11 protein-coding genes and 1 pseudogene are annotated in these 14142 nt (G+C 58.9%); 3 read left to right on the plus strand and 9 right to left on the minus strand.

Translation table 11 applies throughout. The features are described 5' to 3' along the window. Positions 1-214: 214 nt before the first annotated feature. The 9 genes and pseudogenes from RFN28_RS29315 to RFN28_RS29355 form a co-directional block, all read right to left on the minus strand. Positions 215-1347, minus strand: a pseudogene (locus RFN28_RS29315) (fumarylacetoacetate hydrolase family protein). Beyond that, positions 1344-1823 carry a RidA family protein gene (locus RFN28_RS29320; protein ID WP_320290624.1) on the minus strand — a complete coding sequence of 160 codons (480 nt, stop codon included), beginning with the start codon at positions 1821-1823 and terminating at the stop codon, positions 1344-1346. The pseudogene RFN28_RS29315 and the gene RFN28_RS29320 overlap by 4 nt, the downstream one beginning before the upstream one ends. A gap of 1 nt (position 1824) precedes the next feature. Further along, positions 1825-3393 (minus strand): GMC family oxidoreductase, encoded by a 1569-nt coding sequence (locus tag RFN28_RS29325; RefSeq protein ID WP_320290625.1) that lies wholly within the window; start codon positions 3391-3393, stop codon positions 1825-1827. 79 nt (positions 3394-3472) lie between these two features. Next, positions 3473-4216: an SDR family NAD(P)-dependent oxidoreductase gene (locus RFN28_RS29330; protein WP_320290626.1), complete on the minus strand. Its 744-nt coding sequence runs from the start codon at positions 4214-4216 to the stop codon at positions 3473-3475. Between the two features lie 10 nt (positions 4217-4226). After that, positions 4227-4976 carry an MBL fold metallo-hydrolase gene (locus RFN28_RS29335; protein WP_320290627.1) on the minus strand — a complete coding sequence of 250 codons (750 nt, stop codon included), beginning with the start codon at positions 4974-4976 and terminating at the stop codon, positions 4227-4229. Between the two features lie 15 nt (positions 4977-4991). Continuing rightward, on the minus strand, positions 4992-6203 hold the full coding sequence (gene argE, locus RFN28_RS29340; protein WP_320290628.1) for an acetylornithine deacetylase: 1212 nt from the start codon (positions 6201-6203) through the stop codon (positions 4992-4994). Next, a complete protein-coding gene (locus tag RFN28_RS29345; RefSeq protein ID WP_320290629.1) occupies positions 6200-7165 on the minus strand; it encodes an ABC transporter permease in 966 nt (321 codons plus the stop codon). Before RFN28_RS29345 ends, argE begins: the two co-directional genes overlap by 4 nt. Continuing rightward, positions 7162-9699 carry an ATP-binding cassette domain-containing protein gene (locus tag RFN28_RS29350; RefSeq protein ID WP_320290630.1) on the minus strand — a complete coding sequence of 846 codons (2538 nt, stop codon included), beginning with the start codon at positions 9697-9699 and terminating at the stop codon, positions 7162-7164. The genes RFN28_RS29345 and RFN28_RS29350 overlap by 4 nt, the downstream gene beginning before the upstream one ends. 21 nt (positions 9700-9720) lie before the next feature. Next, on the minus strand, positions 9721-10794 hold the full coding sequence (locus RFN28_RS29355; protein ID WP_320290631.1) for a sugar ABC transporter substrate-binding protein: 1074 nt from the start codon (positions 10792-10794) through the stop codon (positions 9721-9723). A gap of 127 nt (positions 10795-10921) precedes the next feature. On the opposite strand from RFN28_RS29355, the gene RFN28_RS29360 reads away from it, so the two are divergent. From RFN28_RS29360 to RFN28_RS29370, 3 genes are read left to right on the plus strand one after another with little or no spacing between them, the layout of a single operon-like run. Continuing rightward, positions 10922-11689, plus strand: a complete 768-nt coding sequence (locus RFN28_RS29360; protein WP_320290632.1) for an IclR family transcriptional regulator — start codon at positions 10922-10924, stop codon at positions 11687-11689. Beyond that, positions 11646-12977: an alanine racemase gene (locus RFN28_RS29365; RefSeq protein ID WP_320290633.1), complete on the plus strand. Its 1332-nt coding sequence runs from the start codon at positions 11646-11648 to the stop codon at positions 12975-12977. The genes RFN28_RS29360 and RFN28_RS29365 overlap by 44 nt, the downstream gene beginning before the upstream one ends. Before the next feature lie 46 nt (positions 12978-13023). Beyond that, complete coding sequence (locus RFN28_RS29370) at positions 13024-14127, plus strand: hypothetical protein (protein ID WP_320290634.1); 1104 nt, start codon at positions 13024-13026, stop codon at positions 14125-14127. Positions 14128-14142: the final 15 nt, after the last annotated feature.

Raw genomic sequence — 14142 nt, forward strand, 5'->3', positions numbered from 1 at the left:
CCTGTTTTGCTTCCTCAGGTCCGGCCGAGGCGTATTCGCCGACCACGTCGTTGGTGTTCGACGGGTTGATGTTGCGCGAGCCAGCATCGCCCAGCCACTCGCCGTCGATCAGGTTCTTGCGGAGCACGGTCATGTTGTTCCTTCGAAAAATCTGCCGCCCTTGCCCGTCGGCGTTGCACGAGTAAGCGGTCAGACAGGCTCTTCCGACCCCGTTTTACTTTGGCAGGAGGCCCCGCGCGGCCAGATTGCGCATCAGGTGCGGCAGACCAAATGCCCAGGGCGGACACTCCGTCGACAGACGAACCCGATTGGTCAGTGCGCCAAGCCTGTCGTTCGAAATGGTGACGATGTCCCCGACCTTGAGTGTGAATCCCTGTCCCTCGACATCGCGGTCTTCCACGGGCGCGAACATCGTACCCATAAAAAGCACCAATCCGTCCGGATACTGGTGGTGCCGCCCGATCGTCTGCGCGACGAGATCGAGCGGATCGCGGCTGATTTCCTTCATCGAACTGCGGCCATTGAGGACGAAACCGTCCGATCCCTCGACCCTGAGACCGAGCTCCGCGCTGCGGACATCCTCCAGCGAATAGCTTTCGTCGAACAACCGGATGAACGGGCCGATCGAGCACGAGGCATTGTTGTCCTTGGCCTTTCCGAGCAACAAGGCCGAGCGCCCCTCGACATCTCGCAGGTTGACGTCGTTGCCGAGGGTTGCACCCTTGACCCGACCCTTGCTGTCGACGGCGAGCACGATCTCGGGTTCCGGATTGTTCCACTTGGAAATCGGATGCAGGCCTACGTCCGAGCCATGACCAACGGCGGACATGACCTGAGATTTGGAGAAAACTTCCGCATCAGGGCCGATGCCGACTTCCAGATATTGCGACCAGACACCTTCCTCGATAAGCGCGGTTTTGACGCGCATCGCCTGCGGGGAACCGGCCTTCAGACTTTGCAGGCTATCGCCGATTGCATCAGCAACCTTGCGGCGTATCCTGGCAGCGAGATCGGGATTTCCGGCTGCTCGCTCTTCAATTACTCGTTCGATCATCGAGCGCGCGAACGTCACGCCGCATGCCTTGATCGCTTGAAGATCGATTGGGGCGAGAAGACGTGGGACGCCGCTCTCGGGAGGTCCTGAAAGCAGTGGGCCAATATCCTCAAGGCGCTCGCCCTGCCCCGCTCGAACGAAGCCGGCCGGGTCGTCCATTTCCAGCAACTCGCTCATGGTCGGCGTTTCTTGCGACGTGATGTCGAAGACGCCGCCGTCCCTTATCGTCACAAGGGATGGCCCTTACGCCAAACACGACCGACGAAAGTGCCTTCGTTGAAAACTGCGCTCAAGGTTCGCCCTCGGGCAGGACTCGCATGATCGCTTCGATTTCGACGGTCATTCCGTTCGGGAGAGAACCCATCCCAACCGCAGAGCGGGCGTGTCTGCCGCGCTCTCCCAAAACATCGACAAGCAGGTCGGAGCAGCCATTGATGACTTTAGGGTGGTCGGCAAAGTCGGCAACGGCGTTGACCATGCCAAAGAGCTTCAAGACCTCGAGCCGGTGCAACCCGCCGGCCGCTTTGCTCGCGACGGACAGAAGTTGGAGACCAACTGTGCGGGCATGCTCGTAGGCCTCTGCAACAGTCACGTCGCTGCCGATCGTGCCCACAATCCATGAGCCGTCGCTTGCGCGCGGCCCCTGGCCGGAAAGATACAGGGTGTCTCCACTGATCTTGAAGGGGACGTAGTTTGCCGATGCGCCGGGATCATCGGGCAGCGCCAAACCGAGTTCCCTCAGCCTGGACACAGGATCGTGCAACGACATGCTAGTTCCTTTGGGTTCGAATGTTGTGAGCGATTTTCTCTCCGAACATGATGATCGAGAGATTGGTGTTTGCCTGACAATCGAGCGGCATGATCGAGCCATCGACCACTCGCAAGCCCGTTACGCCACGCACCCTGCATTCCGTGTCCACCACGCTTGCACTGGCGTCAGGTCCCATGCAGCAGCCGCCCGCGCCATGCTGGGCGTCGGAGGATTGTTCAAGCAGGAATTCGTCGACCTGCCGATCCGACGCATGATCCAGCCACGACAAAGGCAGATCGCTGTCGCCGAGTGTCATGCCGTCGGTTATACGCTGCAACGGATTCTGCTTCGCGATCTCGCCGAGGTGCCGGTAAGCTCGCCGCATGCGCTCCAGGTCAATCGCGGCGTCCAACATGTTCTCCTCGATGATCGGCTGATCTTCAGCTCGCGGCGACGACAACATGACGCTGCCCCGGCTCTTTGCCTCCATCAGAATGAGGTTGACCATCGACTGCCCAAATTGAGCGCTATCGGATTCGACGCCGATGCCGCCGTGGTTCATGGCGTTGTAGAGGATGTCTTGAGGGACGCCGCCCGGAACCCCGGAACTCATCTTCACACAGCAGTTGGTGTGCCGCTGGTTCGGGTCCGTTGCCTTGTATTCCGGTTTCAGCTTGAGTTCGATCCGACAATAGGGATGATCGAAAAAGCCCTCGCCGACCGGAAGGTCGGCCACGACCGTGATGCCGTGTTTTCGCAGCACTTCGGCTGGCCCGAGCCCGGATCGCTGCAAGATCACGGGCGAATGGATGGCTCCCGCAGAAACGACCACCAACGGTGCATGGAAATTCTTCCGTTCACCTGAAACGATTGCGCTCACACCGGTCGTGATAGGACCGGCAAGAAGGATTTTCTCGACGGTCGTCTCGCCGATAATCGTCAGATTCTCCCTCCCCCGCGCCGGTTCGAGATAGCCGTCGTTGACTGAAACACGTTTGTTGTCTCGGCTGTTGATAGCGAAGGTGCAGACGCCTTCGGCATCCGGCGCATTCAGGTCTTCACCCCATGGATGACCTAGAGCCATGGCGCTGTCGCGCATCGCGAGGTCAACGTGGCCCCATTTGTCGAAAGGCGCGCGATAGATAGGGATCGGCCCGCCCTTGCCATGGTAGGGCGCGTCGATCGGGTCATCTTCCAGCCTTTTGAAAAATGGCAACACGTCTGCTCCAGACCATCCAGCGCAGCCTGCTTCGGCCCAGCGATCAAATGCATGCAGCAGCCCACGAATTGCTATCTGGGCGTTCACCGACGTCGATCCACCGAGCCCTTTGCCACGCCAATAGATGCGGTGCTCCTGCCGTTTCGTGCGGCGTGCTATCAGATCGGTGTACATGTACTTTTCCTGAAAATGACGCGGCAGGATCAGATTGAAAGGATTGGCGCTTTCCATTTCCGGCGGTTGCTCTTGCGCCCGAAAGCTTGGCCCAGCTTCCAGCAGAAGAACGCGACGATCCCGGTCTTCGCTCAGTCGCGCAGCGACAACAGCGCCCGCAGCACCGGCTCCCACGACTATGGCATCGTACAGCATATCTATGTCCTCGTTATTGCGTAGAGCGCACCACGTGGCGACGCTCCGAACGCCGCCGGCCTGGCAGCGCGGTCATGACTCAGTTCAAGATTTGCGCCAGCATACCGCCGTCGACCATGAGATCGGTTCCGGTGACAAAGCGGCTTTCCGGCGATGCAAGAAAAAGCGCTGCGGCAGCGATATCCGCTGGCGAACCAGGGAGCCCTCCGGGAAGAACTCGCTCGAAGGTTCGACGGGTTTCCGGCTGCTCAAAATTTTCCCGGGTCGCCGGCGTCGTGATCGGCCCGGGCAGGATCATATTGACGGTGATACCATACGGCCCGAGATCCACGGCTGCCGAACGTGTCAGCATGCGCATGCCGCCTTTGCTGCTGGCATATGGTGCCGCACCACGTTCTGAAGCGACAGAGTTGACCGACCCGATCAAGATGATGCGACCCTTCGTGGCCTTCGCCACCATGCGCGAGGCAGCAGCTCTCGACACAAGAAATGAGCCCGTCAGGTTGGTGTCGATGTATCGGTTCCAGGTGTCTAGACTCAGCTGATGAAACGGACCGCTGCCCCCCAGCACAGCGGCTGAATGAACAACAACATCAATATCGCCGATCTCCATCGCGACGCGATCGAAAGTTCCCTCGACCGAGGTTTCATCGGCGACGTCGCATCGATAGCTTCGAACACCGTCGGGAACGCGATCAGGCCGCTCCCTTATATCCAATGCCGCCACCCTACCACCCTCCTGCCAGAAGGCATCGACGGTCGCAGCTCCTATCCCGCTGGCGCCGCCCGTCACGACAATGACCTTGTCCTTGAATCTAGGCATGTCTTCTCTGTCAGACCTGTGTGAAATCGACGGCGAGCGGCGTTCGCATCTGATCGATCATTGCCGCCGCAACATCGACATGGCGCCGACCACCTGTCCGCGCGAACAGTCCATGGCCGGGCAATAGCGCATCGAAGCCGAGCCGCGACAACGACAGGATGCTGTCGCATGACCGGCCCACATCGAAGTCGTATGTCTTTTGATAGATGATGCGACCCGAATGCAGTAGCGCATCGCCAGTGACAAGCGCGCGAAAGCCGTCCTGCTCAACGACGAAACTCATATGATCGAGACTGTGACCCGGCGTCGGAACCGAGGTAACGGTCGCATTCCCGAGGACAAAAGATTCGCCAGGTTCGAAGGCGGCGTCCGGCTTTGGCGGAAGGTATTTGTAATGCTGGGGATAGACTCCGGCGCTGCGCGCCGCGGCAAGGCTGATGCCTTCCTCGCCCTTTCTCAGTAGCTCTTCTGTCAGTTTGCCGCAGAGAAGGGTGCAGTCGAGAAGTTCCTTGATCTCAAAGGCCCCACCCGAATGATCCGCATGCCCGTGCGTAAGGAATGCGTATTTGAGTTTCTTTTGATCGAGCCCGTCGTCGTGCATCTCATGCAAGAGAGCTCCAACATCGACACCTGCTCCTGTATCGAAAAGCAGGTACACATTGCCCGCGTCGAACAGCCAGCAATTGCAGTCGAGATCATTTGTCAGCGAACATCCTTGGACGCCGGACGCCACGAGGTAAATGTTTGGGGCAACGCGCACGAGAACTCCTGTCGCTCAGATTCCGTTGTCGGCGCAGTGTTCGAACAGGCGCTGCAAAAAGGCGACGCACTGCTCAAGCTGATCGATTTCGATCCATTCGTCGGCAGTATGCGCTTGCTGGATGTCGCCAGGCCCGCAAACGACAGTAGCGAAACCGGCCTCCTGATAAATGCCTGCCTCCGTCCCGTAGGAGACAGCCAGTGTCCCATTCCGCCCTGACATCCGAAGCGCAAGGCTCGTGGCTTCGGACGCGACATCGGCGATGAGGGGCGGTGTATCATACGCCAGATGGGTGGTGATCTCGGGCACGAGTCCTCCCAACCGCCGTTGCTCTACCAGTTTGTTGCGGACGTGCTCGCTGAAAGACTCCTTGATCCTGATAAGCTGCCCGGGGAGGATCGGTCGGACTTCCCAGTCAATTGCGCACGCGGGCGCAACAATGTTGCGCACGCTACCACCCCTGACTGAGCCAATATTGATGGACGGATAGGGATAGGGAAATGCATCGTCCGCTTGTCCGGCTTTTTGCATTTCACCAAGAGACGATAGGAACGCGATAAGCTCGGCTGCGACCTGTATTGCATTCAGCCCCAGGTGGATCTGCGACGAATGCGCGGCCTTGCCGGCGATCTCGGTTGTGAAGCCGGCCGATCCCTTATGGCGATCGACAACGGCCATCCCGGTTGGCTCGCCGACGAAAATCGCTGCAGGCCGCGTTCCCGTCTGCTTCAGGAAGGCCACGAGTTCGCGAGCGCCATGACAGCCGACCTCTTCGTCGAAAGTCACGGCTACGTGCAGAGGTCGTGCGAGCGTTGACGAGTCAATCTGCGAAGCAGCCGCCATGACGCAGGCGACAAAACCCTTCATGTCGGTTGTGCCGCGCCCGTAGACCTTGCCAGCTTCCCGCGTCAACGCGAACGGCGGCCGATGCCAGTCCTGCCCGGCGACGGGCACCACGTCGACGTGACCGGAAAGCACAATCCCTCCGTTGGCTTCCTTGCCGAAGGTGACCCAAAGGTTTTCCTTTCCGGCCTGATCGCTTGGGAGGCGCCGCACCGATGCTCCGAGGTCGCCAAAATAGTCAGCAATGTATGCGATTATGTCGTGGTTCGCGGCTGAACTGATCGAGGGGAATGCGACCAACTTCGCCAGGATGTCGATGGCTTTTTCGCCGAGCTCACTGGTGGCCTTGAATACCGGCTCGCTGTTTTGCGCATCTGTCCTCACTTGAGACTTTCCTTCATGATTTTTGCTCTGACGGTCGTAATGCCGACATCGCAAACCAACGCTGCGATCACGAGGCCGCCCTTCATCAAGTCGAGGCTCGATGGATCGATGCCGACCACGCGCAAAGCATTCGAGAAAAGGCTCACAATCAGGCTGCCAGCGATGACGCCGATGACGGTACCGCGGCCGCCAAAGATACTTGTCCCGCCCAGCACACAGGCAGCGATCGCATCAAGCAGGAGTGACTGGCCGCCGACATTCGGCGTGACTATCGGAGTCCGGGCAATGAGCGTCACCGCCGCGAGCCATGTGAAACAAGACGCCGTAACATAGGTGAGTAGCAGCACGCGGCTGGTCGACACGTTTGCGAGCACAGTCGCGTCCGCATCCGAACCCGTCGCATAGATGCGCAGCCCGAAGCGTGTGTGATGCATAAGCAAAAAGGCAGCCGCAATGACGAGAATGGCCGCGAGAATTGAAGCCGGCACGCCGCCCAGCCGAGCCGTTCCAAGCCACTTCAAGGACGGCTCGCTAAGAACATAAACCCCCTGTTTTGCGAGAAGCAGCGCAACGCCCTGCACGCACGACATCGTTGCAAGCGTCGCGACGAAGGCCGGTACTCGAAATGCAGTGACAAGGATGCCATTGATCGTGCCGATGAAGGCCACAGTCGCCAGCCCCGCCAGCAATGCCACCGGGAGATCGAAGCCGTCACCGAGCAGACTAGCCATGACGATGCTTGCGAGCGTGACGGAAATGCCCGCCGAAAGATCTATGCCGCCGGTGAGGAGGACAATGAACGCACCGAGCGCCAACATGATGATCGGAACCGCCTGCATCAGGACGATCATCAGGTTCTGGCCGGCAAGAATACGCTCGTCCAGAAGGCCGCATGCCAGAACTGTGACGACGAGCAAGCCGGCCGGGCCAGCGTTGTCGATGAACCTGCGAAGAAGCGTCATGGCGTCGCCTCCATCAAGGTCTTGTCAGGAGATGCAGCCGCCGAGAACGCAAGCTCCATCACCTGCTGCTCACTGGCACCGCGGGGCAATTCGCCAACACTGCGGCCCTCGCGAATGACCGTCACGCGGTCGGAAACCCCGAGTAGCTCCGGTAGTTCGCTGGAAACCAATACGATCGCCGCTCCTGCAGTCTTGAGCTCGCCAATGACCTTGTGGATTTCCGATTTCGCGCCGACATCGACGCCGCTGGTCGGTTCGTCGAGAAGAATGATCGTCGGATTGATGGCCAACCACTTGCCGAGCACAACCTTTTGCTGGTTTCCGCCAGATAGCGTGCCCGCCAATTTCCCTGGAACGGGTGGACGTATATCGAGCTTTCTGATGAGTTCGTCGGCTTTCCGCATCAGGGACGAGACCGAAACGATCCCATGACGATGGTTTCGCTTCATCCAGATGAGCCCAAGATTGTCGCTGACGCTGAGACAGCTCACCAAGCCTTCGAGGCGCCGATCCTCTGGGATGAAAGCAACGCCCAGATCGGCAGCGTGAGCCTGGTCGCCCGATTTGAGCGACTTGCCCCGCAGTTCGATCTTACCGCCCGAGAAATTGTCGAGACCCGCGATGCAACGCAAAATGTCGGTGCGGCCACTGCCCATCAGGCCGGCTAGTCCCAGAACCTCACCTTGCCTGACCGTCAGGCTGACATCATGCAATAGGCTTTGCGTTGAGAGTTTGCTGACCTCGATGACCGTATCTCCGAGCGGCGAGGCTACCCATGGGAAAACGTTGCCAAGGTCGCGGCCAACCATCAAATGAACCAGTTCTCGTTCGGTGACATCGTTCATGGACACGTCGCCGACGAGCCTCCCGTCGCGCAGCACGATGGCGCGCGCCGCCAGCTCCTTCACCTCCTCCATCTTATGGGAGATGTAGAGAACGCAGCTGCCGCGTTCCGCGAGCTTGCGAACGATGACGTAGAGTTGGTCGCGCTCCCTGTTGGTGAGCGCGCTCGTTGGTTCGTCCATCACTATGAGCCAAGCTGATGCCAGAAGCGCCTTCGCAACCTCCAGCATCTGGCGCTCTCCCACAGTGAGGTCACGAACTGGCATGTTGACGTCCCGGTCGAGCCCGACATCGCGCAATGCCCCCGCCGCCCGCCTACGCATCGCGGAGCGTCGCAGGAAGCCTAGGAAAACTGGCTCCCGCCCAAGTGACAGGCTCTCCGCAATCGTGAGATCGGGAACGAGACTGAAGTGTTGGTGGATGACTGCAATATCGTTGTTGTCGGACGTTGCCGTCTTGCTTGTCCGCCCGAATGTTATCGTGCCGGCATCAGGAACATGGACGCCAGACAGGCATTTGATGAGCGTCGATTTGCCCGCGCCGTTCTCGCCCACCAGGGCCACGACTTCGCCACCCTTGAGCTCGAACGAGATGTCACTGAGAACCCTGACATGGCCGAACTGCTTGCCGAGACTTTCGACTTTCAGCGACTGTCCGCTGCGATCCTCGTTCCGCTTCGCGGTAAGGATCGACTGGCGGCTCCGGAAGATTGCCCTCAATGGCAGATCTCCGCGCACCAGCACCGCAATCAGGATCAGCGCACCGGAGATAATATAGATCACTTGCTGCGAGACCTGCAGAAAGGCGAGCCCGCTGTTGATCGTACCAATGGCAATCGCTCCAAGAAGCGTGCCAGCGACCGAGCCCTTGCCGCCGGAAAGTCTCGCTCCGCCAACCACCGCAGCGGTGATCGCAGCGAACTCGAGACCAGTTCCGGCCAAAGGCTGCGCGGAGCCAAGCCGGCCAATGCCGATGATGGCCGCGACGCCGCTTGACGCTCCACAGGCGACATAGGTGAAGGACTGGACCAGCTTGACCGAAACAAGCGACGCACGCGAAGCGATCTCATTGCCGCCGACAGCGAAGATCGAACGACCGATGACCGTTCTTCTCAAAAGGAAGCCCCACGCCCCACAGAAGATGAGGGCAAGCACGAAACCTGCGGGAATGCCAAAGAGGCTGGCTTGCCCGGGCCACAGCATCAGAGGATCGGCGACTGGAATGCTCGATGCCCTCGACAGGCTGAGTGCAGCACCGCGGGCCAATGCCATTGTGCCAAGCGTCGCGACGAAAGCACTGATCCGGAACCCAGCAATCAATGTTGCATTGATTGCACCAAAGAACCCGCCAGCCAGGATGGCCGCGAGGATGCCAAGCACGCCCGAGCCCGTCGCACCGAGCACCAGGGCAGCGACAATTCCGGCCGTAGCCATAGTTCCACCGACGGAAATGTCGATACCGCGAGCGATAATGACCCCGGTCATGCCGAACGCCACCACAGCGACGATCGCGCTTTGCTGGCCGATGTTCAGAAGATTCAAAACCGTAAGGAAATCGGGTTGCGCTAGGGAGAACCCGGCAATTGCAATTAGGATTAGCGCGACGAGCAGAAGCTCGTCGCGCCTCCCTGGGAGGATGGACGATCCGAACGCAATTCTACGCTCGGATCGCCCGGGAGTGAGCTTGGTCACGACCAATCCTTGGTGCGATTTTCAGTTTCCGACGCTCATCGCGGAGTTCGGATTCTTGGGACCAAATTCATTGGTGTAATCGACACCCACCTCCTTGGCTTTCTCAGGCGTGATGGTGTCGAGCTTCTGACCATCTTTTGCAAGCGCCGCAGCACCCGCTTCGGTCGCGATGAAATGCGTCGGCATATAGAGATCGTGCGGCAGTTTCTCGCCCTTGGACAGGCGTGCGGCGACAGCGACGTTCCAGTAGCCGACGCGATAGGCGCCTGTCAGAACGTCGAGCGACATCGCACCGCTTTCGAACAACGGTGTCATTTCAGCATCACCGTCGTAGCCAGCCACCTTCAGGTCCTTCCCCGCCGTCTGCGCGACCGTGTATGCGCCTAGACACATCGTGTCGGATATGCACGAAAGGCCCTTCAGGTCTGGGTAGGTCGAAACCCAGGTCTGCGCGACATCGGCCGCTTTGGACGGGTCCCATCCGGCAGGCTGGATGCCGACGACTTTGACGTCGGGAAATTCCTTGGCGAGTGTGTCCGTGAAGCCCTTCTCGCGTGTGTCAGACACATAGTTCCCGCGCGCGCCGATAAGAAGGGCTACCTCACCTTTGCCGCCGATGGAATGCGCAAGGGCGCGTGCCACTTCGGACATGTTGCCGTAGTCGGGATACAGCGTCGAATAGTTGCCGCCGGCCTCGACCTTGTTGCCCATGGTGATGACGGGAATGCCGGCGTCCTGCGCCTTCTTGAGAACGGGAATGAGCGCATTTTTGTCGAGCGGGTCGACGAGAATGGCGGCTGCCTTCTGACTGATCAGATTTTCGATCAGCGAAACCTGCTTTTCCGGGCTTCCTTCGGCACTCTGCCACGACGTCGTCACGCCGTAGTCCTTGGCGGCGACATCGCCTGCTTTCATCATGCGCACGAAGAACGAGCTTTGCAGGTCGATCGCCACGATGCCGATAACTTTATCTTGGGCGACCGCGGACGATGAATATAGTCCGATGCCTGCAACGGCGGCGAGCATCATTTTGCGAAACGTTGGAAGGGACGTCATGGAAAATCTCCTCTGGGTGTCAACCTTGATACCGACCATCTTGCTTTTGATCCCTCCAGAGCGTCGGGCATCGGAGGTGTTGCTAATAAGCCATCACATTTCGATTTATATGTAAAGCGGTATTCGTATATGAAACGATCATTGCATGCAAAAGGAGACGCTGCTAATGTCCGATGACGAATTGAACGAAGAAAAATCCTACTCCGCGCCGGCGCTTGAGAAGGGCCTGGATATCCTGGAAAGCCTGGCGGAGCGGGCATCTGCGGTGTCGCTGCGCGATCTGGCTACACGACTCGGCAAGAGCAAGAACGAGATATTCCGCATGATCCATGTGCTGATTGCGAGGGGCTATGTGCAGCGCGACGCGGAGACGGAAGAGCTAAGTCTCACGAACAAGCTTTTCGCGCTTGGCCTGCAGACGCCGCAATCAAGGACACTTTTGGAGGTGGCCTTGCCGGAGATGAAAAAACTGGCGGAAGAAGTGGACCAGGCGCCGCATTTGGTCGTCGTTCATAAGGGCAGGACCGTCATCATAGGCCACATCCCGACCAATTCGGACGTGACGTTCAATCTTCATCTCGGGTACGGCCGACCCGCCTCCGAGGCCACGACCGGCAAAGTCATCATGGCGTTTCAGACAGATGACAAGCGGCGGCTGATGATTGGAGACTGCGAACGCTACGCCGGCACCAAGATCGATTCCGACGCACTCCAAAACGCTCTGAACGAAATTCGCAATTCCGGTCACGTCCTCGGCAAAAGTACGGATTTCGTTGGCATCACCGATATCTGCTGTCCCGTGCTGGATGCGGAAGGCCATGCTGTCGCCAGTATCATTGTTCCCCACGTCGACCGCGTTCGGGAAAACCACGATCACAGCGACGTCCTAAATGCAGTCAAGCGCACATGCGAGCGCATCGAAAGCCGTCTTTGAGCCGACCGAGGACCACAAGGTGAAAGCATCTGCGCAACTCGACCAGACCATTCGCGGTGTCCCGCCGGGTGTCGATATCTCGGACAAGGCCGTCGCGCCGCAAAGGTGGGCGCCGGCAGACGGAAGCATGGCCTTGCCGGTGCTGACGATGAACATGGAGGCCTTCGGCTCGAACACTGAAGCGTTCCTCAAGTTCGCGGCGGATGAGGGTGTCGACCTCGCCCCGCACGCCAAGACGCCGATGATCCCTGAGATCGCCGCATCGTTGGTCGACCGCGGCGCATGGGGCGCGACGGTTGCGAACACTCAGCAGCTGGCCGTCATTCTGGACAGCGGCATCAAGAACATCATCTTTGCCAGCCCGCCTGGCGGCGTTACCGGTTGCACCCATCTGGCAAAGACACTCAGCCTGTGGCCCGAAGCGAATGTCTATGTTTTTCTCGATTCAGTCGATGCCGTGAAGGCGTTGTCTTCCGCGCTGAAGCAGAAACCCGGAGCTATGGCGCATGGCTTGATCGAGGTCGGTTTTGGCCGCACAGGAGCAAGAACCCTAAAGCGCTGCCTCGAGGTGCGCGATGCGATACGCGAAACAAGCGGCGCCATACGGCTCGGTGGAATCGCGACTTATGAGGCTGCAGCTGTGACAGCGACCGAGAACCCAGAGGCAACATTTGCCCGGCTGTTCCGACTTGTCACCGATGCCTACAGATCCGTAGTCATGGAAACCCGCGCCGATGAACCTCTGATCGTCTCGGCTGGCGGTTCGGTTTATTTCGACGAGGTCATACACGCGCTTAAGCCGCTTCTGGACGAACGCGATGCGAGCCGATTGATCCTCCGTTCCGGAGCCCTTTTCTTTTCCGACGATGGACTCTATCGGCAGGCATTCTCTGCCATGGCCGATCGAGGAATCTCTACATCGATCGCCCGTGCAATCCAGCCGACACTGTCCCTGTGGGCAGAGATCATATCGCTTCCGGAAGACCACCTCGCCATTGCAGGCTTTGGGATGCGTGACGCGCCAAACGACCAAGGCCTGCCAGTCGCAAAGCAAATTCTCCGGAATGGTACGAATCTCAAGATCGAACCCACGTTGCTGCCGCAGGTGTACCGATTGAACGATCAGCACGCCTTTCTCACCGGGCGCTCTATCGACCAGCTCAAAATCGGAGACATTGTAGAATTTGGCATCTCGCATCCCTGCACGGCGCTGCAGCGCTGGCGGGTGATCTTCGGGCTCGGCGCAGATGGCAAGGTCGACCGGGTATTCCGCACCGAGTTTGGATAGCTGTCCACTCGTACCTTCTATCCTCCTTTTTGACAGGTGATTGTCCATGGCCTCGGCAAAGCGTGAGGTGTTTGAGCTGTCAGCGAAGGGCATCGATATCAGGCTCGACCTGAGCGTCGGGCACATCGCGCAGTTCGTCGTGTCCAAGTGGGGTAGCAGTATCGCACCGTTTCACCGTGCGCCGTGGGCTGATGCTCCCATCACCAATAGTTCGAAGCGCTTTCCCCCTCACCTCGAAAGCCTCTCGATCGATTTTCTCTGTGCGCCCTTTGGCCGATCAGATGTCGAGCCGGCGCCCGATCACGGATGGTCGGCGAACGCCGAGTGGGTTCCGATTGGTTTGGATGATTTCGGAGACGGCAAAACCGCGTCGTTTGAGCTATGCCGGAAGATCCTTGGTGCCACCGTTGTCAAGAAACTCACCGTGCGCCACGGACATCCGTTCTTGTACCAGTCACATCAATTCAGCGGCGGTTCAGGTTCATTGCCTATTGCGTATCACGCGATGGTCGACTTACCCCAGGGTGCTGCAATTTCGGTGTCGCCCAAAGTCATGGCGCGGACTGCAGATGTGCCTCTTGAGCTCGACCCCCTCAGCGGTTCGTCACTGCTGTCGTATCCCGCTACGAGTGAAAGGCTTGATCGATTTCCGACACGTGACGGAACGCATGTCGACCTGCTGACCTACCCGCTCGGAGAAGGTCAGGTGGATTTGGTGATGCTTCTTGAACGGCATGACAACGCGATTGGCTGGACGATCGCGGCCCGGCCGATGGAAGGGGACATGGCAATCGTCCTGAAATCACCGAAGGAAATGCCGACAACAGTGTTCTGGTATTCGAACGGAGGGCGACTCTACGAACCTTGGAATGGTCGCCATAAGGGCGTTCTTGGTATCGAGGAGGCGCGCACCTATTTCAGCGCGGGTCATGCTGCATCACAAATGCCCAATGACCTGTCAACGGCAGGGTATCCCACCACATTCACGCTGGGCGACGAGCTTCAAATCCGTTCGGTTCTAGGAGCCTGCCCCCTCTTCGGCCGCAGCAACAAATACCGATCCGTTGATCGACACAATGACCATTTGAGCCTGGTCAATGACGACGGGTCGGTGATGGAACTGCCATTCGATTGCAATTTTCTTGATTGATCGCAACCGCCGAGC

This window comes from Mesorhizobium album (assembly GCF_033977205.1).
In the GTDB taxonomy this organism is placed as follows: domain Bacteria; phylum Pseudomonadota; class Alphaproteobacteria; order Rhizobiales; family Rhizobiaceae; genus Mesorhizobium; species Mesorhizobium album.

What these genes read in the sequence shown, in the direction of transcription:
- RFN28_RS29320 (WP_320290624.1), bottom strand. Translation starts at nt 1,823, where the DNA reads ATGTCGTTGCACGATCCTGTGTCCAGGCTGAGGGAACTCGGTTTGGCG.
- RFN28_RS29325 (WP_320290625.1), bottom strand. Translation starts at nt 3,393, where the DNA reads ATGCTGTACGATGCCATAGTCGTGGGAGCCGGTGCTGCGGGCGCTGTT.
- RFN28_RS29330 (WP_320290626.1), bottom strand. Translation starts at nt 4,216, where the DNA reads ATGCCTAGATTCAAGGACAAGGTCATTGTCGTGACGGGCGGCGCCAGC.
- RFN28_RS29345 (WP_320290629.1), bottom strand. Translation starts at nt 7,165, where the DNA reads ATGACGCTTCTTCGCAGGTTCATCGACAACGCTGGCCCGGCCGGCTTG.
- RFN28_RS29355 (WP_320290631.1), bottom strand. Translation starts at nt 10,794, where the DNA reads ATGGTCGGTATCAAGGTTGACACCCAGAGGAGATTTTCCATGACGTCC.
- RFN28_RS29360 (WP_320290632.1), top strand. Translation starts at nt 10,922, where the DNA reads ATGTCCGATGACGAATTGAACGAAGAAAAATCCTACTCCGCGCCGGCG.
- RFN28_RS29365 (WP_320290633.1), top strand. Translation starts at nt 11,646, where the DNA reads ATGCAGTCAAGCGCACATGCGAGCGCATCGAAAGCCGTCTTTGAGCCG.
- RFN28_RS29370 (WP_320290634.1), top strand. Translation starts at nt 13,024, where the DNA reads ATGGCCTCGGCAAAGCGTGAGGTGTTTGAGCTGTCAGCGAAGGGCATC.